At 63.3% G+C, this 22,750-nt stretch carries 20 protein-coding genes and 3 tRNA genes; 15 read left to right on the top strand and 8 right to left on the bottom strand.

Annotation, left to right across the window (positions count from 1 at the left end; all coding sequences use genetic code 11):
- The first annotated feature begins 6 nt into the window (after positions 1-6).
- Entirely contained in the window at positions 7-567 is a 561-nt protein-coding gene (gene folE, locus DNJ95_RS06345; RefSeq protein WP_131183886.1) for a GTP cyclohydrolase I FolE, read from the top strand.
- Positions 568-622: 55 nt separating this feature from the next.
- Here folE and DNJ95_RS06340 read toward each other — a convergent pair whose 3' ends face one another.
- Together DNJ95_RS06340 and DNJ95_RS06335 are read right to left on the bottom strand one after the other, a co-directional pair.
- Positions 623-1,225 (bottom strand): glutathione S-transferase family protein, encoded by a 603-nt coding sequence (locus DNJ95_RS06340; RefSeq protein ID WP_131183885.1) that lies wholly within the window; start codon positions 1,223-1,225, stop codon positions 623-625.
- An 11-nt stretch (positions 1,226-1,236) separates the two neighbouring features.
- On the bottom strand, positions 1,237-2,433 hold the full coding sequence (locus tag DNJ95_RS06335) for an aminotransferase-like domain-containing protein (protein ID WP_131183884.1): 1,197 nt from the start codon (positions 2,431-2,433) through the stop codon (positions 1,237-1,239).
- A 68-nt stretch (positions 2,434-2,501) separates the two neighbouring features.
- Between DNJ95_RS06335 and DNJ95_RS06330 the strand changes: the two genes are divergently transcribed.
- Positions 2,502-2,981 carry a MarR family winged helix-turn-helix transcriptional regulator gene (locus DNJ95_RS06330; RefSeq protein WP_131183883.1) on the top strand — a complete coding sequence of 160 codons (480 nt, stop codon included), beginning with the start codon at positions 2,502-2,504 and terminating at the stop codon, positions 2,979-2,981.
- Positions 2,982-3,111: 130 nt separating this feature from the next.
- Here the strand turns inward: DNJ95_RS06330 and DNJ95_RS06325 are convergent.
- The 3 genes from DNJ95_RS06325 to DNJ95_RS06315 all read right to left on the bottom strand — a co-directional run bounded on the left by DNJ95_RS06325 (position 3,112) and on the right by DNJ95_RS06315 (position 3,436).
- Positions 3,112-3,196 (bottom strand) — tRNA-Leu (locus DNJ95_RS06325).
- A gap of 56 nt (positions 3,197-3,252) precedes the next feature.
- Positions 3,253-3,328 (bottom strand) — tRNA-His (locus DNJ95_RS06320).
- Positions 3,329-3,359: 31 nt separating this feature from the next.
- Positions 3,360-3,436, bottom strand: a tRNA-Arg gene (locus DNJ95_RS06315).
- A gap of 436 nt (positions 3,437-3,872) precedes the next feature.
- Here DNJ95_RS06315 and folD point away from each other — a divergent pair.
- The 8 genes from folD (at position 3,873) to DNJ95_RS06275 (ending at position 13,615) form a co-directional block, all read left to right on the top strand.
- The gene (folD, locus tag DNJ95_RS06310) at positions 3,873-4,727 is read left to right on the top strand and encodes a bifunctional methylenetetrahydrofolate dehydrogenase/methenyltetrahydrofolate cyclohydrolase FolD (RefSeq protein WP_131183882.1); all 855 of its coding nucleotides are present in this window, start codon (positions 3,873-3,875) and stop codon (positions 4,725-4,727) included.
- Between the two features lie 387 nt (positions 4,728-5,114).
- Positions 5,115-7,340 (top strand): NADP-dependent isocitrate dehydrogenase, encoded by a 2,226-nt coding sequence (locus DNJ95_RS06305; RefSeq protein WP_131183881.1) that lies wholly within the window; start codon positions 5,115-5,117, stop codon positions 7,338-7,340.
- Between the two features lie 77 nt (positions 7,341-7,417).
- Entirely contained in the window at positions 7,418-7,858 is a 441-nt protein-coding gene (locus DNJ95_RS06300; RefSeq protein WP_131183880.1) for an NUDIX hydrolase, read from the top strand.
- A gap of 778 nt (positions 7,859-8,636) precedes the next feature.
- Positions 8,637-9,764, top strand: coding sequence for a tRNA 2-thiouridine(34) synthase MnmA (gene mnmA, locus DNJ95_RS06295; protein ID WP_131183879.1), 1,128 nt, complete (start codon positions 8,637-8,639; stop codon positions 9,762-9,764).
- Entirely contained in the window at positions 9,761-10,384 is a 624-nt protein-coding gene (gene hflD, locus DNJ95_RS06290) for a high frequency lysogenization protein HflD (protein ID WP_131183878.1), read from the top strand. The genes mnmA and hflD overlap by 4 nt, the downstream gene beginning before the upstream one ends.
- Before the next feature lie 200 nt (positions 10,385-10,584).
- A complete protein-coding gene (gene purB / locus DNJ95_RS06285; RefSeq protein ID WP_131183877.1) occupies positions 10,585-11,955 on the top strand; it encodes an adenylosuccinate lyase in 1,371 nt (456 codons plus the stop codon).
- Positions 11,956-12,033: 78 nt separating this feature from the next.
- A complete protein-coding gene (locus DNJ95_RS06280) occupies positions 12,034-13,200 on the top strand; it encodes a ribosomal protein uL16 3-hydroxylase (protein WP_131183876.1) in 1,167 nt (388 codons plus the stop codon).
- Positions 13,193-13,615 (top strand): GNAT family N-acetyltransferase, encoded by a 423-nt coding sequence (locus DNJ95_RS06275; RefSeq protein WP_131183875.1) that lies wholly within the window; start codon positions 13,193-13,195, stop codon positions 13,613-13,615. The genes DNJ95_RS06280 and DNJ95_RS06275 overlap by 8 nt, the downstream gene beginning before the upstream one ends.
- A gap of 225 nt (positions 13,616-13,840) precedes the next feature.
- Here the strand turns inward: DNJ95_RS06275 and dsdA are convergent, their stop codons facing one another.
- Entirely contained in the window at positions 13,841-15,181 is a 1,341-nt protein-coding gene (gene dsdA, locus DNJ95_RS06270) for a D-serine ammonia-lyase (RefSeq protein ID WP_131183874.1), read from the bottom strand.
- Between the two features lie 202 nt (positions 15,182-15,383).
- Here dsdA and DNJ95_RS06265 point away from each other — a divergent pair, with 202 nt between their 5' ends.
- The gene (locus DNJ95_RS06265) at positions 15,384-16,187 is read left to right on the top strand and encodes a secretin N-terminal domain-containing protein (protein ID WP_131183873.1); all 804 of its coding nucleotides are present in this window, start codon (positions 15,384-15,386) and stop codon (positions 16,185-16,187) included.
- Between the two features lie 479 nt (positions 16,188-16,666).
- A complete protein-coding gene (locus tag DNJ95_RS06260) occupies positions 16,667-18,262 on the top strand; it encodes an isocitrate lyase (RefSeq protein ID WP_131183872.1) in 1,596 nt (531 codons plus the stop codon).
- Positions 18,263-18,401: 139 nt separating this feature from the next.
- On the opposite strand, the gene DNJ95_RS06255 is transcribed toward DNJ95_RS06260, so the two are convergent.
- Entirely contained in the window at positions 18,402-19,139 is a 738-nt protein-coding gene (locus DNJ95_RS06255) for an alpha/beta fold hydrolase (RefSeq protein WP_131183871.1), read from the bottom strand.
- Positions 19,136-20,116, bottom strand: a complete 981-nt coding sequence (locus DNJ95_RS06250; protein WP_131183870.1) for an isopenicillin N synthase family dioxygenase — start codon at positions 20,114-20,116, stop codon at positions 19,136-19,138. Before DNJ95_RS06250 ends, DNJ95_RS06255 begins: the two co-directional genes overlap by 4 nt.
- Before the next feature lie 299 nt (positions 20,117-20,415).
- On the opposite strand from DNJ95_RS06250, the gene DNJ95_RS19170 reads away from it, so the two are divergent.
- The 3 genes from DNJ95_RS19170 to DNJ95_RS06240 all read left to right on the top strand — a co-directional run bounded on the left by DNJ95_RS19170 (position 20,416) and on the right by DNJ95_RS06240 (position 22,717).
- Positions 20,416-20,583, top strand: coding sequence for a hypothetical protein (locus DNJ95_RS19170; RefSeq protein WP_165491556.1), 168 nt, complete (start codon positions 20,416-20,418; stop codon positions 20,581-20,583).
- 668 nt (positions 20,584-21,251) lie between these two features.
- Complete coding sequence (locus DNJ95_RS06245) at positions 21,252-21,782, top strand: sigma-70 family RNA polymerase sigma factor (RefSeq protein WP_131183869.1); 531 nt, start codon at positions 21,252-21,254, stop codon at positions 21,780-21,782.
- Positions 21,779-22,717 (top strand): FecR domain-containing protein, encoded by a 939-nt coding sequence (locus tag DNJ95_RS06240; RefSeq protein ID WP_131183868.1) that lies wholly within the window; start codon positions 21,779-21,781, stop codon positions 22,715-22,717. The genes DNJ95_RS06245 and DNJ95_RS06240 overlap by 4 nt, the downstream gene beginning before the upstream one ends.
- Positions 22,718-22,750 lie beyond the last annotated feature (33 nt).

Genomic DNA, 22,750 nt, shown 5'->3' with positions numbered 1-22,750 from the left:
AGCCCCATGGACTCTAGTAATAAAGAAATAGAACAGCACTACACCGCGATCCTCGGCCAGCTCGGCGAGGATGTGAACCGTGAAGGTCTGCGGGATACGCCCAAGCGTGCCGCCAAGGCGATGCAGTATCTGTGCAAGGGTTATCGACAGACCCTCGAAGAAGTCACCAACGGCGCCCTGTTCAGCTCGGATAACAGCGAAATGGTGCTGGTGCGGGACATCGAGCTCTACTCGCTGTGCGAACACCACATGCTGCCATTCATCGGCAAGGCGCACGTGGCCTACCTGCCCAGCGGCAAGGTGCTCGGCCTGTCCAAGGTGGCACGCATCGTCGATATGTATGCCCGCCGCCTGCAGATCCAGGAAAACCTCACCCATCAGATCGCCGAGGCGGTCCAGCGGATCACCGGCGCGGCCGGGGTGGCCGTGGTCATCGAAGCCAAGCACATGTGCATGATGATGCGCGGTGTCGAAAAGCAGAATTCGTCCATGATCACTTCGGTCATGCTTGGCGAATTCAGAAAGAACGCCGCCACCCGCGGCGAATTCCTCGGGCTGGTGAAATAACGGCCTCACGGCATGCGGGGCGGCAGCATGCCCCGCACGGCTTCCCGAGTCGTATCTAGTCGAACATCCCCACGTGCCCCGGCTGCGCCTCGACGCGCTGCAGCCATGCGCGGATGGCCGGATAACCGCTCATGTCGAACCCACCCTCATGGGCCACATGGGTATAGGCGTACAGGGCCACGTCCGCGATTGAATAGCGATCGCCCACCAGGTAGGGCGTGCGCAGCAGTTGCTGCTCCATCACATTCAACGCGTGATAGCCATCCAGCAGCTTGGCCTGATACTCCTCCTGGCGCTCCGCCGGCATGCCCAGATAGACTTTGATATAGCGCGCCACAGCGATGAACGGCTCATGGCTGTACTGCTCGAAGAACTGCCACTGCAACACCTGGGTACGCAGGCGCGGATCGCTCGGCAGCAGCGGACTGCCGTCACCGAGGAAGTTGAGGATGGCATTGGACTCCCACAGGCAGGTCCCGTCTTCCAGCTCCAGCACGGGAATCTTGCCGTTGGGATTCTTCTTCAGGAATTCTTCCGAGCGGGTTTCCCCACGCAGGATATTGACCGGCACCCACTCATAGTCCAACCCGAGCAGATGCAGCATCAGCTTGACCTTGTAACAGTTGCCTGACCGGTAGTCACCATAGACCTTGAACATACACCTCTCCGTTACGCCCCCTGCACGGACAATTCCCCGGCACTCTCGCGCCAGACCTTCTGCTCGGCCCTTACGACCTCGGCCAAGCGCCGTAACCCCTCCCCCATGCGCTCCGGCGCCACATGGCTGAAATTCAGCCGTAGATAACCCGGGTTGCGCTCCGGCTCGACGAAAAACGCCTCCCCCGGCATGAATGCCACGTTCCGCGCCAGAGCCGCCTGCAACAGCACGCGGGTATCCACCGGCTGCTTGAGGGCCAGCCAGAAGAACAGGCCGCCCTGGGGCAGGTGCCACTGCGCGATATCGCCGAAATGCTCTTCCAGCGCCAGTTGCATCGCATCACGTCGCTCGCGGTAGAAAAGCCGCAAGGCCTGCAGGTGCTGCCGATAATGCTCGCTCCCCAGCCATTGCAGCGCCTGCCACTGGCCGATGCGATTGGTATGCAGGTCCGCCGCCTGCTTCAAGCGCAGCAGATGCGGGAACAGATCGGGCGTCGCGATCAGATAGCCGACGCGTAGCCCCGGCAGCAGGGTCTTCGATAGCGTTCCCATGTAGATCCAGCTGGACTTGCGCAGATGGCTGACCACTGGACGCGCCTCCACCTCATCGAAAACCAGGTCGCGATAAGGCTCGTCCTCGAGCAAGGTCACCCCGAATTCATCCAGCAGCGCCGCCACCGCCTCTCGCTTGGCCGCGCTATAGCGCATGCCGGACGGATTCTGGAACGTCGGAATCAGGTAGGCGAACGCCGGCTTGTGCCGTTGCAGGCGCGCACGCAACACCTGCAGGTCGATGCCATCGGCCTGCAGCGGGACCGTCAGGCAATCGGCGCCGAACAACTGGAAGGACTGCAACGCCGCCAGGTAGGTCGGCGCCTCGAGCAAGACCTCGGTACCCTTGTCGATATACAGCTTGGAAACCAGGTCGAGCGCCTGCTGCGAACCGCTGAGAACCAGCACCTGGCTGGCCGCGCAGGGCACACCGAGCGCCCGCGCCTGCTCGGCGATCGCCTCACGCAGCGCCGGCTCCCCCTCGCTCATCCCATACTGGCCGATGCTCGCCGGCATCCGCTCCCAGGACACCTCCGGCAGCATGGGTTCGGCAGGCAGGCCCCCAGCGAACGACATGACCTCCGGGCGCTGTGCAGCAGCCAGGATTTCACGAATGAGAGAACTCTTGAGACGATCGACGCGTTCGGAAAAAGCCATTGGTATACCGGGCCCAATAAGTCAAAATACTTGACTAAAATTACTCCCGCGCCGGCAAATACGTCAATATGACTGACCTAAAAAAAAGCACCGTTCAGCGCCAGATAATGGAAAGTTTTTTCCTCGCTTACCAGGCCTTCACCGCCAAGCCCGACGAGATGCTGGCACGCCGCGGACTGTCGCGCGTCCACCACCGCATCCTGTTCTTCATCGCCAACTACCCGAGCCTGAGCGTCAAGGACCTGCTCGGCTACCTCGGCGTCAGCAAGCAGGCGCTGAACATCCCCCTGCGCCAGCTACTGGAAATGCACCTGGTGGAAAGCCTGCCCGACGAAGACGACAAGCGTAAGAGAAAACTGCAATTGAGCGCGGAAGGCGCCAGGCTTGAGCATGCCCTGCGCCGCGAACAGGCCCGCCTGCTGGCCCGAGCCTTCGCCGAGGCCGGCGATGCCGCCGTGAGCAACTGGCTGTCGGTCAACCAGGCCCTGGCCGCTGGCAAGCATCCACAGGGCGACGACAAGCGCAACGCCGGGCGCGGAAGCGAATGAAGCGGCAATAGGGCACAGCAGGACACCGACCCGAAAGCCGATCGAGAAAGAAAAACCAGGAAAACGGAAGCGCCCCCGGCCGGGAATTTCCCCGCCCCATGGGCGCAAATGACCGATGCTTATCGAGAGATGGTGCGGACGGAGAGACTCGAACTCTCACACCTTGCGGCGCCAGAACCTAAATCTGGTGTGTCTACCAATTTCACCACGTCCGCGCGGCTCGAACCTGAAAACGGAAACGCCAGGCTTTTGGCCTGGCGTTTCTGGAATATGGGGTGGACGAAGGGGATCGAACCCTCGACACCAGGAGCCACAATCCTGTGCTCTACCAACTGAGCTACGCCCACCATATTGCTTTGCTTGTGCCAGAGCACTCAATGGCGCACCCGGCAGGACTCGAACCTGCGACCATCCGCTTAGAAGGCGGATGCTCTATCCAGCTGAGCTACGGGCGCTTTCGAACTCGCAATTCCGACGAACTACAGGTTCAAGCTTGAATGCTATCGAAGAAAAACCTCGAAGCTTTCCTACCCTGCGACAGGCTGTGCTCGACAAGCGGGACGAATCTTATAGACCCGAAAACACCAGGTCAACAGCAAAAATCAAAAAATTTCAGATAGTTAACCCCCCCCTCGATACAGGGCGATCGCGCTGTACCGTTATTCACCGGCAAGGGCCTTCGATAAAAGCGCCGGAGGCTGGAAAGCTGGACGAAAGGCACTGGTTGCCACGCTCTTTCGTCCAGCCTCGAGTCCTCCAGCGTTGTTTTCGGCTGTTTGCCGTGCATAGTGCGATCGCCCTGCTCCTCGATATCCACGACTTTGCCGCGCTGGCACGACATGCGAGAATGCGCGCCCTTTTCCAATCCCTTCCGATGGTTGACCAAGCGACATGACCGCACAACTGATCGACGGTAAAACGATCGCTGCCAATATCCGCCAGCATATAGCCACTCGTGTACAGCAACGTCGCGCCCAAGGGCTGCGCGCGCCCGGGCTTGCGGTCATCCTGGTCGGTAACGACCCGGCCTCCGAAGTCTACGTGGCCCACAAACGCAAGGACTGCGAACAGGTCGGCTTCCATTCTATCGCCCACGACCTGCCCGCCGAGACCAGCCAACAGGAACTGCTGGAACTGATCGACCGCCTCAACGAAACGCCGGAGATCGACGGCATCCTCGTGCAACTGCCACTGCCGAAGCACCTCGACGCCTCCCAGCTATTGGAGCGTATCCGCCCCGACAAGGATGTGGACGGCTTCCACCCTTACAACATAGGCCGCCTGGCGCAACGCATGCCGTTGCTGCGCCCCTGCACGCCCAAGGGCATCATCACCCTGCTGGAAAGCACCGGGGTCGATCTGCACGGCCTCGAGGCCGTGGTGGTCGGCGCCTCGAACATCGTCGGACGACCAATGGCACTGGAACTGCTGCTGGCCGGCTGCACCACGACCGTCACCCACAGGTTCACCAGGAACCTGGCCGAACAGGTGAGTCGCGCCGACCTGCTGGTGGTCGCTACCGGCATAACCGGCCTGATCAAGGGCGAATGGATCAAACCAGGGGCCATCGTCATCGACGTCGGCATCAATCGCCAGCCTGATGGCCGGCTCGTCGGCGATGTCGAATTCGAGCCCGCCCTGCAGCGCGCCGCCTGGATCACGCCAGTACCCGGCGGGGTCGGCCCCATGACGCGCGCCTGCCTGCTGGAAAACACCCTGCACGCCGCGGAACATCTGCACAGTTGAAACGAGCCAAGGCCGGCATACCACCGGCCTTGCCACTTCCCTCCGTTGCCCCTGTGCAGCCCGCCCACCGCCATGCGCCGCTGGCGCCCCCAGCCGGGTCCGACGCGCAGCATGGCATATTCGAGGCACTCTTCTGCCATCGAATATCGGTGATATACTGCGACACATGACTTCATAGTCATTGAGGGCCGCACACTCTCATGCGGAGCTAGCGGCCCTTGAAGCGACCGTGTCACCACCATGACCCAGCCGCTCGACGCTCTACTGGTGCCCTAAATCACCGCGGCAAGCTCTCGACCTTCGGCCAATGTTCCATTGAACGAAAGCGCCTATCCAGCGCACCTCGAGACTCTGTGCACGCCCAGCAAAGAAGAGAGTTAATACCCGATGTCCACTCGTTCGAAGATTGTCTACACCCTCACCGATGAAGCACCCGCACTCGCCACCTACTCGCTTCTTCCCATCGTAAAAGCCTTCGCCGCCTCAGCCGACATAGCCGTCGAAACCAGTGACATCTCTCTCGCCGGGCGCATACTGGCCACCTTCAACGACCGCCTCCCCGCCGAACAGCGCATCCAGGACGACCTCGCCCAACTGGCGAAACTGACCCTTTCTCCCGATGCCAATATCATCAAGCTGCCGAACATCAGCGCCTCCGTTCCCCAGCTCAAGGCCGCCATCGCCGAACTGAAGAGCAAAGGCTACGACCTGCCCGACCTCCCGGAAGACCCGCAGACCGAAGAAGAAAAAGAAGTCCGGGCCCGCTATGCGAAGATCCTCGGCAGCGCCGTGAACCCGGTCCTGCGCGAAGGCAACTCGGACCGTCGCGCCCCGGCCGCGGTCAAGGCCTATGCCCGCAAGCACCCGCACTCGATGGGCAAATGGAGCATGGCCTCGCAATCCCACGCCGACTACATGCGCGGCGGCGACTTCTTCTCCAGCGAACAGTCCTTCACCATGGACAAGGCCGGTGAAGTCCGCATCGAATTCGTCGGCAAGGACGGCAAGGTCGAAGTCAAGAAGACCCTGAAGCTGGAAGCGGGCGAAGTCCTCGACGGCATGTTCATGAGCGCGAGGAAGCTGCGCGAGTTCTTCGAGAAGACCCTGCAGGACTGCAAGGAAACCGGCGTGATGTGGTCCCTGCACGTCAAGGCGACCATGATGAAGGTCTCCCACCCGATCGTCTTCGGTCACGCCGTGACCGTCTACTACAAGGACGTGTTCGACAAGTACGGCGAACTGTTCAAGGAGTTGGGCGTCAACCCGAACAACGGCATCAGCAGCGTCTACGAGAAGATCAAGTCCCTGCCCGCCTCGCAGCAGGAAGAAATCCTCCACGACATCCACGAGGTCTATAGCCACCGTCCGGAAATGGCGATGGTCGACTCGGTCAAGGGCATCACCAACCTGCACATACCGAGCGACGTGATCGTCGACGCCTCGATGCCGGCGATGATCCGCAACTCCGGGCAGATGTGGGGCAAGGACGGCAAGCAGAAAGACACCAAGGCGGTGATGCCGGAAAGCACCTATGCGCGCATCTACCAGGAAATGATCAACTTCTGCAAAACCAACGGCGCCTTCGACCCGACCACCATGGGCAGCGTACCGAACGTCGGCCTGATGGCGCAGAAAGCCGAGGAATACGGCTCCCACGACAAGACCTTCGAACTGCAGGCCGACGGCATCGTCCGCGTGGTACTGGCCGACGGCACCGTCAAGCTGCAACATGAAGTGGAAGCCGGCGACATCTGGCGCGCCTGCCAGACCAAGGACGCGCCGATCCGCGACTGGGTCAAGCTGGCCGTCACCCGCGCCCGCCAGTCCAATACCCCGGCCATCTTCTGGCTGGACCCGGAGCGCGCCCATGACAACGAACTGCGCAAGAAGGTCGAACTGTATCTGCAGGAATACGACCTTAGCGGCCTCGACATCAGCATCGCCGGCTACAACGAAGCCATCCGCGTCAGCATGGAGCGCCTGATCCGTGGCAAGGACACCATTTCGGTGACCGGCAACGTCCTGCGCGACTACCTGACCGACCTGTTCCCGATCATGGAGCTGGGCACTTCGGCCAAGATGCTTTCCATCGTGCCGCTGATGGCCGGTGGCGGCATGTACGAAACCGGTGCCGGCGGTTCCGCACCCAAGCACGTACAGCAACTGGTCGAAGAGAACCACCTGCGCTGGGACTCCCTGGGCGAGTTCCTGGCCCTGGCCGTCTCCCTGGAAGAAACCGGCATCAAGACCGACAACGTCAAGGCCAAGATCCTCGGCCGCACCCTGGACGAAGCCACTGGCAAGCTGCTCGACAACGACAAGTCGCCGTCGCGCAAGACCGGCCAGTTGGACAACCGTGGCAGCCACTTCTACCTGGCGCTGTACTGGGCCCAGGCCCTGGCCGCGCAGACCGAAGATGCCGAGCTGGCCACCCAGTTCGCAGCGCTGGCCAAGACCCTGACCGAACAGGAGAAGACCATCGTCGCCGAACTGAACGCCAACCAGGGGCACCAGGTCAATATCGGCGGCTACTACCGCCCGGACCAGGAGCTGGTGAACAAGGTCATGCGCCCAAGCTCGACCTTCAACGCAGCGCTGGACACCCTGGCGTAAAGCCCGCGAAAGCCTGACAGAACCCCCGGCCACGTGCCGGGGGTTCTGTTTCCGCCCAACCGACACAGGTACAGCACATGGACTGGTACCCCCATATCACCGTCGCCACCATCATCGAAGACCGCGGGCGCTTCCTCCTGGTCGAGGAAATGGCTGGCGGACAGGCCGTGTTCAATCAGCCGGCCGGCCACCTGGAAGCGGATGAAAGCCTGCTTGACGCCGCATTACGCGAAACGCTGGAGGAAACCGGCTGGGAAGTCGAACTGACCGGCGTCACCGGCATATACCTCTACACCGCGCCGTCGAACGGCGTGACCTACCAGCGCATCTGCTTCTGCGCCCGCCCCCTGCGCCACCTTCCCGACAGCCCGCTCGACCACGGCATCATCGGCCCTCACTGGATGACCCGCGACGAGATACTGCAGCAACGCTCCCGCTGGCGCAGCGAACTGCTGCTGCGCTGCATCGACGACTACCTGAGTGGCGAACACTTCCCGCTGTCGCTGGTAAAAGCCTAGAGCCAACGATCGAGCACAGGGTGAATGGCGACGTTTTACGCAAGGTGCGCCGCCTCCCCCAGCAAACCCGATCAAGCCTTTTCCGCTTTCAGCTTCAAACCAGCAGTCCGCAGCCAGGGCAATCGCATGCCCCCTCGCTTCCACTCCCGGGCAGGCATATACCCTGCTCCAGCGGACGCGACAGTCGGCTGGATTGGCAATCAAGTGTGTGACTGATCGTACGCCGCTGTCGGTGTTCTGTTGTCCGTGGTGTCGCGAACCCGGCCAGCCCCGCGACGAAACACACATGAACCCGTCGCTCATATGAATAAGAGGGCGCTTCCCTGCCGACGAAGGTTTCGTAGCGGGGCTGGACAGGCTCGCGGCAATACCGAGGCGACTATGGAAAGAGCCGTCTCGCGGTGCCTGGATCATTTGTAGGGCTTTCGGTTTCCCGCTCTTCCCCACAAGCGCCGCTGAAGATGGCTGTGCGAATGCCTGGTGGCGGGGCGGGGCCTTCGCCGCCAGGGATGGCGGCGAAGAGCTACAGGGAGGTATTCACGCGTGCCCCGTCCCGCCACCAGGCATTCGCACAGGGACGATGAGCCCGAGGTCACGCTGTACACTCTATAACCAGACACACGGTTGCCAATCCAGTCGCAACGAGATGGCACACGATTACCCAACTTCCACGGCCATGGGCCGGGATTTAATGCAGGCCCCCTGAGCCCGCCGCCTGAAGCGCACCCCACCAAGTCTGCTAGAATCCCGCGATTCGAATATCGCAGTGCGGATCGCCATGTCCATTTCAACCTCATCTCCAGCCAAAACCCGCGTCATCGTCGGCATGTCCGGCGGCGTGGATTCTTCCGTTTCCGCCGTGCTGTTGCTGGAGCAGGGCTACCAGGTGGAAGGCCTGTTCATGAAGAACTGGGAGGAAGACGACGGCACCGAATACTGCACCGCCCGGGAAGACCTGGCGGACGCCCAGGCCGTCTGCGACCGTATCGGCATCAAGCTGCACACGGCGAACTTCGCGGCGGAATACTGGGACAACGTGTTCGAGCACTTCCTCGCCGAATACAAGGCAGGCCGCACGCCCAACCCGGACATCCTGTGCAACCGGGAAATCAAATTCAAGGCCTTCCTCGACTACGCGCTGATGCTAGGCGCCGACCTGATCGCCACCGGCCATTACGTACGCCGCCGCGATATCGACGGTCGTAGCGAACTGCTCAAGGGCCTGGACGCCAACAAGGACCAGAGCTACTTCCTGCATGCAGTGGGCGGCGAGCAGATCGGCAAGACCCTGTTCCCGGTCGGCGAACTGGAAAAACCGCAGGTACGCGCCATCGCCGAACGCCATGGCCTGGCCACGGCGAAGAAGAAGGACTCCACCGGCATCTGCTTCATCGGCGAACGACGTTTCAGCGACTTTCTCAAGCAGTACCTGCCCGCCCAGCCCGGCGATATCGAAACCACCGAGGGCACGGTTATCGGCCGCCATCACGGCCTGATGTACCACACCATCGGCCAGCGCCAGGGGCTTGGCATCGGCGGCCTCAAGGATGCCGGAGAAGAGCCCTGGTACGTCCTGCACAAGGACCTGCAGCGCAATGTGCTGGTGGTCGGCCAGGGCAACGATCACCCGCGCCTGTTCTCCAGCGCCCTGCACGTCTCGCACATCTACTGGGTCAACCCGTTCGAACTGCAACAGCCGCGCCGCCTGCGGGCCAAGGTCCGCTATCGCCAGGCCGACCAGGCCTGCACCCTGGAGCGCACGGAGAACGGCTACCGCGCCGCCTTCGACGAACCGCAACGCGCCGTCACGCCCGGCCAGTCGGTGGTTTTCTACGATGGGGAAATCTGCCTGGGCGGCGGCGTCATCGAGAGCACCGTGCCGTGGAGCCAAGGAGAGCACGAATGAGCACCCGAGAGCAGATGATCGCGCTGGGCGCGGTCTTCGAAGCCGCGATACTGGTCGACCGCGTCGCCAAGACCGGCCAGACCCCATCGGCAGCGCTGGAATGCATGCTGCGCAGCCTGATGATCCGCGACCACGACTCGATACTGGATATATACGGCGGCGACGATCTCAACCTGCGCGACGGCTACCGTGCCCTGGCCGGCACCCTGGAGCGCGACACCGACAGCCTGCAACGCGACCCGTTGCGCTATGCCCTCGGGCTGATCGGCCTGGAGCGCCAGTTGGTCAAACGCGAGGACATGCTGAAGACCATCGGCAGCCGCCTCGACCAGGTGCAGTTCCAGATCGAACACTTCGGCCTGCTCCACGACAATGTCATTTCCTCGCTGGGCGGCCTCTACCAGGACACCATCAGCACCCTGCGCCAGCGCATCCAGGTACAGGGCGACATGCGTTTCCTGCAGCAGCACGACAATGCCGCGAAGATCCGCGCCCTGCTGTTGGCCGGCATCCGCGCGGTCAGGCTCTGGCGCCAGGTCGGTGGCCACCGCTGGCACATGATCGTCTGCCGCGGACGCCTGCTCAAGGCGCTCTACCCGCTGATGGACGGGCACCAATAAGCGGACGACAAGAGCGCTGGAGGCTGGAAAGCTGGACGAAAAGCAGCGGTTGCCACACGCTCTCGTCCAGCCTCAAGCCTCCAGCGCTCTTGTCGGTTCTTTGCCACCCAGGCCGCAATTACCCCGCACATCCAAGGGCATCCTCCGGGCCGTTTCATGTATGATGTGCGCCCTTTTCGAACACGACCGTCGAGAACTCCATGCAGCTTTCCTCGCTCACTGCGGTTTCCCCCGTCGATGGCCGCTATGCCGGCAAAACCGCCGCCCTGCGGCCGATCTTCAGTGAATACGGCCTGATCAAAAGCCGCGTCAAGGTGGAAGTGCGCTGGTTGCAGCGTCTCGCCGCCCATACCGGCATCCCCGAGGTCGCTCCGTTCTCCAGCGAGGCCAACGCCCTGCTCGAGCAACTGGCGGAAGACTTCCAGATCGAGCATGCCGAGCGCGTCAAGGAATTCGAGCGCACCACCAACCACGACGTCAAGGCCGTGGAATACCTGCTCAAGGAGCAGGCACGCAAACTGCCGGAACTGGCCGCGGTCAACGAATTCATCCATTTCGCCTGCACCAGCGAGGACATCAACAACCTGTCCCACGCGCTGATGCTGCGTGAAGGCCGCGACGATGTGCTGCTGCCGCTGATGCGCCAGATCGCCGAGGCGATCCGCGCGCGCGCGCTACAGTTCGCCGACGTGCCGATGCTGTCGCGCACCCATGGCCAGCCGGCCTCGCCGACCACCCTGGGCAAGGAACTGGCCAACGTCGTCTACCGCCTGGAACGACAGATCGCCCAGGTCGCGGCGGTGCCGCTGCTGGGCAAGATCAACGGTGCCGTGGGCAACTACAACGCCCACCTCTCGGCCTATCCGGAAATCGACTGGGAAGCCAACGCCCGCGAATTCATCGAAGGCGACCTGGGGCTGACCTGGAACCCCTACACCACGCAGATCGAGCCGCACGACTACATCGCCGAACTGTTCGACGCCATCGCCCGCTTCAACACCATCCTCATCGACTTCGATCGCGATGTCTGGGGCTATATCTCCCTCGGCTACTTCAAGCAGAAGACCGTGGCCGGCGAAATCGGCTCCTCGACCATGCCGCACAAGGTCAACCCGATCGACTTCGAGAACTCCGAAGGCAACCTCGGCATCGCCAACGCACTGTTCCAGCACCTGGCCAGCAAGCTGCCGATCTCCCGCTGGCAGCGCGACCTGACCGACTCCACGGTGCTGCGCAACCTCGGTGTCGGCTTCGCCCACAGCGTGATCGCCTACGAAGCCAGCCTCAAGGGCATCGGCAAGCTGGAACTGAATGCCCAGCGCATCGCCGAAGACCTGGACGCCTGCTGGGAAGTGCTGGCCGAACCGATCCAGACCGTCATGCGGCGCTACGCCATCGAGAATCCCTACGAGAAGCTCAAGGAGCTGACCCGTGGCAAGGGCATCACCCCCGAGGCCCTGCAGGTGTTCATCGACGGCCTGGAAATCCCCGCGCAAGCCAAGGCCGAGCTGCGTGCCCTGACCCCTGCCGGCTACATCGGCAATGCCGGTACCCAGGCCAAGCGCATCTGACCGACGAACAGACCCTAGCGCCCGGCCGACGCCGGGCGTTTTTATTTACAGCTCGTATCCCGGGCAAGGTAACAAGCGATGACATCCGACATTCCCCTGCAAATCCTTGGCGGCATCAGCGCCCGGGAATTCCTGCGCGACTACTGGCAGAAGAAACCCCTGCTGATCCGCCAGGCCATCCCCGGCTACCAGAGCCCGATCACCCCGGACGAACTGGCTGGCCTGTCGCTGGAAGAGGAAGTCGAATCGCGCCTGGTCATCGAACACGGCGACCGCCCGTGGGAACTGCGGCGCGGCCCGTTCGAGGAAAGCACCTACCAGCAACTGCCGGAGAAAGACTGGACCCTGCTGGTGCAGTCGGTCGACCAACTGGTGCCGGAAGTCGGCGAACTGGTCGAATATTTCGGCTTCCTGCCCAACTGGCGCATCGACGACATCATGATCAGCTTCGCCACGCCCGGCGGCGGCGTGGGCCCGCACTTCGACAATTACGACGTGTTCCTGCTACAGGCCCATGGCCATCGGCGCTGGCGTATCGGCCAGATGTGCGACAGCGACAGCCCCCTGCTGGAGCACCCGGACCTGCGCATCCTGGCAGACTTCCAGGGTACCGATGAATGGGTACTCGAGCCTGGCGACATGCTCTACCTGCCGCCGCGCCTGGCCCACTTCGGTACCGCCGAGGACGACTGCATGACCTACTCGGTCGGCTTTCGCGCACCGAGCGCCGCCGAGGTGCTGACCCATTTCACCGACTTCCTCGCCCAGTTCCTCACGGACGAAGAACGTTACAGCGACCCTGACCTGCAACCCGCCAGCGACCCGCACCAGATCCAGCATGACGCCCTCGACCGGCTCAAGGCACTGCTCGGCGAGCACATGAACGACGAGCGCCTGCTGCTGACCTGGTTCGGCCAGTTCATGACCGAGCCCCGCTACCCGGAACGGGTCGAAGGCGAGCCGGTCGAGCAGGACGAACTGCTCGCGGCCCTGCAGGATGGCGCCGTGCTGGTACGCAACCCCAGCGCCCGCCTGGCCTGGAGCGAAGTGGACGTCGGCCTGCTGCTGTTCGCCAGTGGCCAGAGCCGCCTGCTGCCGGGGCACCTGCGCGAACTACTGAAACAGCTATGCTCGGCGCAGGCGTTACATATCGACAACCTCGGCCAGTGGCTGGCCGACGAAGATGGGCTTAATCTCCTGCTGCAACTGGTCAAGCAGGGGAGTCTGGAGTTCGCCGATGAATGACTTGCAAATCCGTATCGCCGACTGGAGCCGGGACAACGGCGACCTGCGGCGCATCCGCGAAGCGGTATTCGTTGCCGAGCAGGCCGTCCCCCCCGAACTGGAGTGGGATGCCGAAGACGCCGAGGCCGTGCACTTCCTAGCCCTCGACGGCGACTATGCAATCGGCACCGCCCGCCTGCTGCGTGATGGACATATCGGCAGGGTCGCGGTGCTGCGCGACTGGCGCGGCCTGAAGGTCGGTGAAGCGCTGATGCAGGCCGTGATCGCCGAAGCCGAACGCATGGGACTGGACCGCCAGTACCTGACGGCCCAGGTGCATGCGACCCGCTTCTACGAACGACTGGGTTTCGAGGTGGTCAGCGACGAATTCCTCGAAGCCGGCATCCCCCATGTGGACATGGTCCGCCAGGGTTGAATCCTTCAACCCTGGCCTAGGACCACTTCAACGATCAAGTGTCGCGGGCGGCAGCCTTGCGCACGGCAAAGCGCCGAAAAGGGCGCTGGAGGCTGGACGAAAGCGCGCGGCAACTGGTGTTTTTCGTCCAGCTTTCCAGCCTCCAGCGCTTTTATCGAAGCCGCTTTCGGTGAATGACGGCATAGCGCAATCGCCCTGACCTTCCCACCCGGCGACGGCTGATATTCAGAGCAGGCTGCGGCCTTGCTCGAGATAGGCGGCGAACACCGGCTCCGGCACCATGCTGCCACCCGTGGCCCAGACCAGGTGCGTAGCCCGCTCCAGCCGTGCCGCACTGGCGCCGATACGTTGCAGATAGGTGCCATCGCGCAGCACCCGCAGCATTCCTGGTACCCCGGCCAGGGCCGAAGGCTCCAGGCGCAGCGTCTCAAGCTCGTTGAGCATGGCCAGCAGGCGGAACAGCGTATCGTCATCGACCGTGTAATAACCATCGATCAGGCGCTGCATCGCCTTGCCGACGAAGCCGGATGGCCGCCCGACCGCCAGCCCGTCGGCGGCCGTGATGTTATCGATGCCCAGCTCCTGGACGCTGATCTGCTCATGCAGCCCGGTATAGACACCCAGCAGCATGCAGGGTGAATGAGTCGGCTCGGCGAAAACACAATGCACCGCATCGCCGAACACCAGCTTGAGCCCGAAGGCAACGCCACCCGGGCCACCGCCCACGCCACACGGCAGATAGACGAAGAGCGGATGCTCGGCATCGACGGCCACCCCTGCCTGCTCGAACTGCCGTGCCAGCCGCTCTGCCGCGACGGCATAACCGAGAAACAGATGCGGCGAGTTCTCGTCGTCCACGAAATAACACATAGGGTCGGACTCGGCCTGCTTTCTTCCCTGCTCCACCGCGACGCTATAGTCCGAATCGTACTCGATGACCGTGACACCACTGGCCCTGAGCCGGTCCTTCTTCCACTGCCGGGCATCGGACGACATATGCACCGTGGCCTGGAAGCCCAGTTTCGCACTCATGATGCCGATGGAGAGCCCCAGGTTGCCGGTGGAACCGACCGCAACCTTGTACTGGCCGAAGAAACGACGCGCCTCTTCACTGTCCAGCACGGAATAATCGTCGCCGATGCGCACCAGGCCGGCCTGCAAGGCCAGGTCCTCGGCATGCTTGAATACCTCATGGATACCGCCCCGCGCCTTGATCGAGCCGGAAATCGGCAGCTCGCTGTCCAGCTTCAGCCACAGCGAGCCGCCGCTCGACAACCCGGCCTCTTCCAGTAGACGCTGGCGCAGCTTGTCCACGACGACCAGCGGCGACTCGATGATGCCTCCCGCCGCCGCGGTTTGTGGGAACACCTTGGCGATATAGGGTGCGAAGCGCTGCAGTCGCGCGCTGGCCTGGGCCACGTCGCCCGCATCCAGGCCAACATCGGCCAGCGCGGTGGCGACAGGCGCGATGGCCGGGTTGAACCAGGTGGTTTCCCTGAGCGCCAGCAACTCCCGGACCAGCGGATGGCTCGCCAGCCAGGCGTCGAGTGTTTTCCCGTGGGTCATGCTATTACTGCCACTGCTGGAATGAATGATGCGAATTGTAGGCACAGAACCGTTGGCATTTCATCGTCACCGCTGGCAAGGTGCTTCGATGCGGGGACCACCGGAGGCTGGAGCACGAAAAGCACCGGCTATCTCCCGCGTTTCGTCCAGCCCCAGCGCTCTTTCCGGCTGTTGCCTGATATCGCCCCCGGAGTCCGTCACCATGGCCACCCTGCGCAATATCCTCGTCAGTCTCTTCCTGCTCGCCTGCCTGCCGGTGCAGGCCGACACGGAAATCATCACCCTGAACTTCCGCCTGGGCGAGCAATTGCTGCCGGTCGCACAATCGCTGATCGGCGAACGGGGCAAGGTCACTGCCCATGAAAACCAGTTGATCGTCAGCGCCCCGGCCGAAGCCATCGGCGAACTGCGCGAAGTGCTGGTACAGCTGGACCGGGAACCCCGCCGGCTGCTGATCAGCGTCGACAGCCAGGACCGCGCCTTGCGGGGCGACGGCGACTACCGGACTCTCGACGACATTCCTACCGACGACGATATGCAACGGCCCCCAAGCGACGGGCCGGCCACCACCCGCATCATCCGCCGCCAGACCCTCGGCAACGGCACTGGCATCCGCCGCATCCAGGCCACCGAAGGCCATCCGGCGCTGATCCAGACCGGCCAGATCGTTCCCCTGGAAAGCACCACAACGGATGCCTATGGCCGCCTCCAGCAACAGACCCACTACCATGAGCTGGTGAACGGTTTCTACGCAACCGCCTACGTCATCGGCAACCGCGTGGAAGTCACGCTGGAAACACGCCGCGACAGCCTCGCCGGGCAGCAGACCAATCGCATCGAAACCCGCGACAGCAGCACCCGCATCGGAGGCAACCTCGGGGAATGGATCAGCATCGCCGAAGTCGACGAAAGCGGCGACTCCGGACAGGCCCCCGGCAACCGTCGCTACAGCACCGAAGGCCCGCGAAACCTGGGCCTAAGACTAAAGGTGGATATACTCCAATAGGCACTTTTGGCCTGCCCCGGGAAAAATGTAGTGCCCTACAAAAAACACTACAAAAAGCATTGACGAAGCATTTTGCCCGGAGCATGATGGCCTCGCTCCCGCTAACCAGGGGTCCGAAAAGACCCCCGGAGCGTGCTCAAGCCAACCAGCAGAGCCGCTCCGTGACTGTACTGCTCACAAGGCAGACTGACGAGGTTGCGACTGGAACGAGTCGTCCCGAGGGACGGGGAAGCACCTGATGCATCGGTCCTGCCGGCCACCCGCGACGTCGCACGATCAAGACGACGACAGAATGCTCCACACTCTGCGCGGTCCCGCCCCAAGCCCGATGAAGCAGCCCCCTGTCACCTTCGGATCAACGTTTCGCCCGGTCGATATTTCGACGCTCTGCCTGGTGCCGCACCGATCAATGCCAGCACGCAGGTTCTCGGCGGGAGCAGTCGGTACCCTAACCAACTCGTATCTTTGAAGGATTGACCATGTCCGCTTATCAAAACGACATCAAGGCAGTTGCCGCTCTCAAAGAAGCCGCTGGCAGCAGCTGGAGCGCTATCAACCCTGAATCCGTCGCCCGCATGCGCGCCCAGAACCGCTTCAAGACCGGCCTGGAGATCGCCCAGTACACCGCTGACATCATGCGCAAAGACATGGCCGAGTACGACGCCGACGCTTCCGTCTACACGCAGTCCCTGGGTTGCTGGCATGGCTTCATCGGGCAGCAGAAGCTGATCTCGATCAAGAAGCACCTGAAGACCACCAACAAGAAATACCTGTACCTGTCCGGCTGGATGGTTGCCGCGCTGCGTTCCGACTTCGGCCCGCTGCCCGACCAGTCCATGCACGAGAAAACCGCCGTTTCCGGCCTGATCGAAGAGCTCTACACCTTCCTGCGTCAGGCTGACTCGCGCGAGCTGGACCTGCTGTTCACCGCCCTGGACGCCGCCCGCGAAGCCGGCGACAACGCCAAGGCCGCCGAGATCCAGTCGCAGATCGACAACTACGAAACCCATATCGTACCGATCATCGCCGACATCGACGCCGGCTTCGGCAACCCGGAAGCCACCTACCTGCTGGCCAAGCGCATGATCGAGGCCGGTGCCTGCTGCATCCAGATCGAGAACCAGGTTTCCGACGAGAAGCAGTGCGGCCACCAGGACGGCAAGGTGACCGTTCCCCACGCCGACTTCCTGGCCAAGGTCGCCGCCGTTCGCTACGCCTTCCTCGAACTGGGCATCGACAACGGCGTGATCGTTGCACGTACCGACTCCCTGGGCGCCGGCCTGACCAAGCAGATCGCCGTGACCAAAGAGCCCGGCGACCTGGGCGACCAGTACAACGCCTTCCTCGACTGCGAAGAAGTCTCCGCCGCCGAGCTGGGCAATGGCGACGTCGTGATCAATCGCGAGGGCAAACTGCTGCGTCCGAAGCGCCTGCCGTCCAACCTGTTCCAGTTCCGTGCCGGCACTGGCGAGGCGCGCTGCGTACTGGACTGCATCACTTCGCTGCAGAACGGTGCCGACCTGCTGTGGATCGAAACCGAGAAGCCGCACGTTGGCCAGATCGCAGCCATGGTTGACGAGATCCGCAAGGTGATCCCGAATGCCAAGCTGGTCTACAACAACAGCCCGTCCTTCAACTGGACGCTGAACTTCCGTCAACAAGTGTTCGATGCATTCGTTGCCGAAGGCAAGGATGTCTCCGCCTACGACCGCGCCAAGCTGATGAGCGTCGAGTACGACGAAACCGAGCTGGCCAAGGTTGCCGACGAGAAGATCCGCACCTTCCAGCGCGACGGTTCGGCCCACGCCGGTATCTTCCACCACCTGATCACCCTGCCGACCTACCACACCGCCGCGCTGTCCACCGACAACCTGGCCAAAGGGTACTTCGCCGACCAGGGCATGCTGGCCTACGTCAAAGGCGTACAGCGTGAGGAACTGCGCCAGGGTATCGCCTGCGTCAAGCACCAGAACATGGCTGGCTCCGACATCGGCGACAACCACAAGGAGTATTTCGCTGGTGAAGCGGCTCTGAAAGCGAGCGGTAAAGACAACACCATGAACCAGTTCCACTGATTCAGGTGTCGGTGACGCGCCCCACGGCGCGCCACCGGGTAACGACGAAGCCCCGCCATGCGGGGCTTTCGTCTTTGTAGGCGGCCGAATCGCCGGATCACGGATAGAAGCCCGGCCTGGATGGCCGCGAAAAACCGGGTCAGATACGAGCGAAGAACGCCAGCAGGCCTTCTAGCAGCGCATCCGGCGCGGCCAGTTGCGGTACATGCCCGCACGCCAGGCTCAGGCGTTGCGCCCCCGGCGTCAGTTCCTGCATGCGCCGTTGCGCGGGCAAGGTCACCGAGCGATCGTCCAGGGCCTCGACATACAGCCTGGGCAGTCGGCCGAAACGCTCGGCGCTCCAGTCGGCGACGATATCCCGGCCACCATCGGGCTGCGCGACCATACACCGGGCGGCGTGCCAGGCCGCTTCATCCGCCACATCGCCGAGGAATATCTCGCGGGCCGCGGCCGGTGGCACCCGGGAAGCCCCCGGCAGCACTTCCAGGTATGGACCGACCCCGGCGACATCGGCCCCCTCCGCCGCCAGTTGCGCGCAGAGCTGGCCGAAGCCCATACCGCTGGGCAGCATCATGCCGGCGATATAGGTGACGCTGGCGATCCGTTCCGCCGCCGCCTCGGCCACGGCAGTGGCAGTCACCCCGCCGCCGGAATGGGCCACCAGGTGCGCCGGGCCATCGAGGCTTTCCAGCACGGCCAGCACATGGCCGCGGTAGCGCTCCAGACTCACCGCCGCGAACGGCAGTTCGCCACGGTTGCCGGGCAGGTCCACGGCATGGGGCTCGAAACCTGCGGCTCGCAACGCCGGCAGCAACGGCTCCCAGACCCAACTGCCGGCCCAGGCACCATGGATAAGGACGATATGGCGGGCGGTCATGCGTAAGTCCTCTGGTACATCTCGCGCAGGTGCTCCTCGACGGTCACCGCCGGATAACGCGGCGCCGCGCCCTCGGCCAGGCATCCGGGCAGGCATTCGACGAGATGATCCGGGTTGCCGCTGTAGAAGAACGGAACAGAATAGCGCTCATGGCCACTGCTGTTGACCACCCGGTGCAACGTGGAACGGTAGCGATCGTTGGTCCAGCGGGCGATCATATCGCCCAGGTTGACCACATAGCTGCCGGGGATCGGCGTAGCCACCAACCACTCCCCGCTGTTAGCATCCCAGACCTGCAGGCCACCGTTGGCGTCCTGCAGCAGCAGGGTCAGGCCACCGAAGTCGGTATGCGCGCCACAACCCTTCTCGCCCGGCTGCGGCTTGGCCGGCTGTGGCGGATAGTGCAACAGCCGCAAGGTGGTCAAGGGTTCCCGACAATAATCGGCGAAGTGTTCCCGCGGCAAACCGAGGGACAGCGCCAGCAATCCCATCAGGCGCTCGCCCAGGCCGGTGACCTCATCCAGGTAGCGCAGCATCACCCCGGAGAACTCGGGGCATTCGGCCGGCCACTGGTTGGCGCCATGGTTGAAGCGCCCGGCCTGCACCGCCGGATGCTGGTCGTCCAGCTCGGGGCCGATATAGAAACCTTCCTTGACATCCGGCGGCGTGCCGGCCTCGAGGACCTGGCCGCGCAAGGCTTCATAGCCGCGATTGGCCGGCGAATGGCGCTTGTCCAGCGCGGCCTTGGCCGCCTCGGGCAGGGCGAAGAACTCGGCGGCATGGTCAAACACCGCCTGCTGCAACGCCGGGTCGATACCGTGGCCGACGACGTAGAAGAAACCCTTGTCGCGACAGGCACGATGCAGGCGCTCGGCAAGGGCGGCGATACGTGCGGGATCGTCACTGGACAGGTCGCCGATATCGATCACCGGCAGGGAGGCGGTATCGACGGCACGGGCTGAAAACGACTGGGGCATGGGGGTTCTCCTGTTGGCAATGCGATGGAGTATCGGGAGTGTTCCCCGCACGCTCAAAGAAGAGATTTTCGGGCGGCCCGATGCTGAAACAGCAGCACGGGGGAATTCCGCGCTGGAATCGGGCATGACCTGGAAGGCTCAACCGCGCCTTTATCGAGGCACTGCAACGCCACATGATCAGCCCAAAAGCCTGATGTTCTGGGTAGGATGCGCCGTGCGCACCAGGGGTCGCCGGCCTGGTCTTCGAACGCCTCCGCCTGGCCGGATCACTGACCGGCGGCAACGCCTAAACCCAGGAAATGCTCGGTTTCTACGCCGGACACGGCATCGTCTCGGAGATCGAGGCGACCGATATCAAGTGCATCGACGAAGCCTATGAAGGCATGCTCAGGCGCGCGGTGAAATACCGCCTCCTGATCGACATGGCCACTCTGCAAGCCGCCCGATGCAGGTATTTCACCTCATAGGGAAGGAGAAAGATGCACCGCGCAGGACGATCCCATGAAATCCCGGCCCATGGCCGTGGAAGCCGGATAATTCGTGTGCCACCTCGTTGCGACTGGATTGGCAATCAAGTGTGCGTTGCATCGTAGGCCGCTGGCGGTGTCCTGGTGCCCGTGCTGTCGCAGCCCCGCTACGAAATACGCATGACCCCGCCGTTCATATGAATAAGGAGCACTCTCCGTCGGCGTCCCTGCCGACTGAGGTTTCGTCGCGGGCTGGCCGGGCTCGCGGAAAATACCGTGGCGACGTTGGAAAGAGCCGTCGGCACGGTGCCTGAATCATTCGCAGGGCCAGCTCTTTCCCACAGGCACCGCCGCTAGTGGCTGTGCGGATGCCAGGTGGCGGGACGGGGCCTTCGCCGCCAGGGATGTATTCACGCGTGCCCCGTCCCGCCACCAGGCATTCGCACAGGAACGATGAGCCCGAGATCACGCTCTACGATCCAGAAGCCAGCCAGACACACTATTGCCAATCCAGCCGTACTGTCTTCCCCTGCCGCAGGCATATGCCTGCCAGGGAGCGGAGGTGAGCGTTCATACGATACGATCGCCCTGATTCGCGCACCAGTTGCAGTACCGAATGGCAGCAATCATCATATTGATAATATTTTGCATCATAAAGTACCGCACCGATGTCGCTCCCGCCTTCCGACCCGCAGTATCTGGCCATGCGCAACCGTGTCTTGCAGCAGTTGTTCGGCGACCACCACGGCTGGTTGCTGGAGCGCCTGCGCACCCGCCTGGGTTGCCGCCAGGATGCGGCCGACATGGCGGCGGAGACCTTTGCCCAGGTCGTGGCGCTGCCCGCGCCCCAGGCCATCCGCGAACCCCGGGCGATGCTCACCACCATCGCCAAGCGGCTGGTCTTCGCCAGTTGGCGGCGCCGCGACCTGGAGCGTGCCTATCTGCAAACCCTGGCCCAGCAACCCCAGCAGTACGAGCCGGCGGCGGAAGAACGGGCCGAAGCCCTGGAGGCGCTGATCGTCCTGGATGAAATCCTCGATGGCCTCTCGCCACGTGCGCGCAGCGCCTTCCTCTACAGCCACCTCGAAGGCCTTACCTACGCGGAGATCGGCCAGCGGCTGGGCGTTTCCACGCCGAGGGTGCACCAGTACATGGTCAAGGCCATGCGCCTCTGCTATCTCGCCCTGGAGCCGCAATGAACCCCAGGCAACTGCCGCAGGAAGTCGACGAGGCCATCGAGTGGCTGGCCCTGGAGCGCTCGGGCAGCATGAACGAAGAACAGCGGCGGCGTTTCCAGCACTGGCTGGATGCCAGCCCGGCCAACCGCCAGGCCTGTGACGACCTGCGGCAGCGTCTCGACCAGATGCTCGGCGGCCTGCCGCAAGCCTCGCAGCAGATGCTCAGCCTGGCGGGCAGCAGCCGTCGCCACCTGCTGCGTGGCGCACTGGTCATTGCCGGTATCGGCGCGGGAGGCTGGTGGCTGCAGCGCAGCGGCATGCTGCCACCCGGCCACAATGACCTGCGCAGCGGCCTCGCCGAACGCCGCCGCTTCGAACTGGAAGACGGCAGCAGCCTGGTGCTCAACGCCCGCAGCCGGCTGCGGCTGGCGTTCGATGAAAAACTGCGCCTCCTGGAACTGCGCGAGGGGGCGCTGAACGTCAAGGTCGCCAGTGACCCGCAACGCCCTCTGCTGGTGCGTACCGCCTTTGGCGAAATCCGCGCCCTGGGTACGCAGTTCAGCGTCAGCCTGCACGACGCGGCCGCCCATGTATGGGTACAGGAATCGCAGGTGAGGTTGCAGGCCCTCGATGGCACTACCTCGACCCTGGCCGCCGGGCAAGGCGCTTCACTCGCCTCCGCCGGCATCCTGCCGCTGGACGCGCGGCATGCCGGCGAAGGTCGCTGGCAGGAAGGCATCCTGGAAGTGCACGACCGCCCGCTCGAGGACATTCTCGACTTCCTGCGGCCCTATCAACGGGGCCTGCTGTCCTGCTCACGGGAGGCAGCCGCCTTGCGCGTCTCCGGCATTTTCCCGCTCGACGACACGGCCCAGGCACTGCGTTCGCTCGAAGAAACCCTGCCGGTCAGGATCGAGCGCCACTTCGGCTGGTGGACGCGTGTGGACCTGCGCTGAAAAAATTTTCACCCGCCTCTTAACATTTCCCCC

The organism is Stutzerimonas kirkiae (assembly GCF_004327335.1).
Lineage (GTDB): Bacteria > Pseudomonadota > Gammaproteobacteria > Pseudomonadales > Pseudomonadaceae > Stutzerimonas > Stutzerimonas kirkiae.
Note: the sequence above shows the minus strand (reverse complement) of the source record. Positions and strands in the feature narration are given on the sequence as shown.

Excerpts from the sequence above, each read along its gene's own strand:
- DNJ95_RS06250 (WP_131183870.1), bottom strand. The coding sequence starts at position 20,116 with ATGCCCCAGTCGTTTTCAGCCCGTGCCGTCGATACCGCCTCCCTGCCG.
- mnmA (WP_131183879.1), top strand. The coding sequence starts at position 8,637 with ATGTCCATTTCAACCTCATCTCCAGCCAAAACCCGCGTCATCGTCGGC.
- dsdA (WP_131183874.1), bottom strand. The coding sequence starts at position 15,181 with ATGACCCACGGGAAAACACTCGACGCCTGGCTGGCGAGCCATCCGCTG.
- DNJ95_RS06330 (WP_131183883.1), top strand. The coding sequence starts at position 2,502 with ATGACTGACCTAAAAAAAAGCACCGTTCAGCGCCAGATAATGGAAAGT.
- DNJ95_RS06335 (WP_131183884.1), bottom strand. The coding sequence starts at position 2,433 with ATGGCTTTTTCCGAACGCGTCGATCGTCTCAAGAGTTCTCTCATTCGT.
- DNJ95_RS06280 (WP_131183876.1), top strand. The coding sequence starts at position 12,034 with ATGACATCCGACATTCCCCTGCAAATCCTTGGCGGCATCAGCGCCCGG.
- DNJ95_RS06305 (WP_131183881.1), top strand. The coding sequence starts at position 5,115 with ATGTCCACTCGTTCGAAGATTGTCTACACCCTCACCGATGAAGCACCC.
- DNJ95_RS06265 (WP_131183873.1), top strand. The coding sequence starts at position 15,384 with ATGGCCACCCTGCGCAATATCCTCGTCAGTCTCTTCCTGCTCGCCTGC.
- DNJ95_RS06340 (WP_131183885.1), bottom strand. The coding sequence starts at position 1,225 with ATGTTCAAGGTCTATGGTGACTACCGGTCAGGCAACTGTTACAAGGTC.
- DNJ95_RS19170 (WP_165491556.1), top strand. The coding sequence starts at position 20,416 with ATGCTCGGTTTCTACGCCGGACACGGCATCGTCTCGGAGATCGAGGCG.
- folE (WP_131183886.1), top strand. The coding sequence starts at position 7 with ATGGACTCTAGTAATAAAGAAATAGAACAGCACTACACCGCGATCCTC.
- DNJ95_RS06260 (WP_131183872.1), top strand. The coding sequence starts at position 16,667 with ATGTCCGCTTATCAAAACGACATCAAGGCAGTTGCCGCTCTCAAAGAA.
- DNJ95_RS06240 (WP_131183868.1), top strand. The coding sequence starts at position 21,779 with ATGAACCCCAGGCAACTGCCGCAGGAAGTCGACGAGGCCATCGAGTGG.
- DNJ95_RS06300 (WP_131183880.1), top strand. The coding sequence starts at position 7,418 with ATGGACTGGTACCCCCATATCACCGTCGCCACCATCATCGAAGACCGC.
- DNJ95_RS06275 (WP_131183875.1), top strand. The coding sequence starts at position 13,193 with ATGAATGACTTGCAAATCCGTATCGCCGACTGGAGCCGGGACAACGGC.
- hflD (WP_131183878.1), top strand. The coding sequence starts at position 9,761 with ATGAGCACCCGAGAGCAGATGATCGCGCTGGGCGCGGTCTTCGAAGCC.
- DNJ95_RS06255 (WP_131183871.1), bottom strand. The coding sequence starts at position 19,139 with ATGACCGCCCGCCATATCGTCCTTATCCATGGTGCCTGGGCCGGCAGT.
- folD (WP_131183882.1), top strand. The coding sequence starts at position 3,873 with ATGACCGCACAACTGATCGACGGTAAAACGATCGCTGCCAATATCCGC.
- DNJ95_RS06245 (WP_131183869.1), top strand. The coding sequence starts at position 21,252 with ATGTCGCTCCCGCCTTCCGACCCGCAGTATCTGGCCATGCGCAACCGT.
- purB (WP_131183877.1), top strand. The coding sequence starts at position 10,585 with ATGCAGCTTTCCTCGCTCACTGCGGTTTCCCCCGTCGATGGCCGCTAT.